This is a genomic window from Falsihalocynthiibacter sp. S25ZX9, assembly GCF_041205405.1.
In the GTDB taxonomy this organism is placed as follows: domain Bacteria; phylum Pseudomonadota; class Alphaproteobacteria; order Rhodobacterales; family Rhodobacteraceae; genus Falsihalocynthiibacter; species Falsihalocynthiibacter arcticus.
Window position 1 is genome coordinate 1 of record NZ_JBGFCD010000389.1, and the last position, 272, is coordinate 272.

Consider the following 272-nt stretch of genomic DNA (forward strand, 5'->3'; position numbering starts at 1 on the left):
ATAACCGGTGTGATCGCCAAACGGCCCCTCTGGGGCGAAATCATTGGGGTGAACCAAGCCTTCGATCATAATTTCCGCATGGGCGGGCACCAAAAGCGGTACGCTGCGGGCGGGAACAAGTTGCGTGCGCGCGCCGCGCAATACGCCCGAAAACATCAATTCCGAGATATTTTCTGGTAGGGGACGCGCCGCAGAAAGCAGCGTTGCAGGGTCCGCTCCGAGGGCAATTGCAACCGGCATCGGCGCACCAGCTTGCGCCCAGCTGCGGGCAT

The 272-nt window shown here is 61.0% G+C and carries 1 protein-coding gene; it reads right to left on the reverse strand.

Annotated features, from left to right (window positions below; translation table 11 throughout):
- Positions 1–272 (reverse strand): UbiD family decarboxylase domain-containing protein (locus AB9F29_RS22705; RefSeq protein WP_369757349.1); only part of this gene is annotated, 272 nt, incomplete at both ends.